Below are 278 nucleotides of genomic sequence, written 5' to 3' on the forward strand. Positions count from 1 at the left end.
TGGCCGACCAACGAGATCGCGGTGATGGGTGCCGAGGGCGCCGCCAACGTCATCTTCCGCCGCCAGATCGCCGACGCCGAGGACCCCGAGGCCATGCGGGCCCGCATGGTCAAGGAGTACAAGGCCGAGCTGATGCACCCCTACTACGCCGCGGAGCGCGGGCTGGTCGACGACGTCATCGACCCGGCCGAGACGCGCGAGGTCCTGATCTCCTCGCTCGCGATGCTCCGCACCAAGCACGCCGACCTGCCGTCCCGCAAGCACGGCAACCCCCCGCA

1 protein-coding gene is annotated in these 278 nt (G+C 70.5%); it reads left to right on the forward strand.

The window, feature by feature from the left end; translation table 11 throughout:
• A partial coding sequence (locus IH13_RS0125310; protein ID WP_031088171.1) for a carboxyl transferase domain-containing protein occupies positions 1-278 on the forward strand: 278 nt, incomplete at both ends.

It is taken from the genome of Streptomyces sp. NRRL WC-3549, assembly GCF_000721935.1.
Classification (GTDB): domain Bacteria; phylum Actinomycetota; class Actinomycetes; order Streptomycetales; family Streptomycetaceae; genus Streptomyces.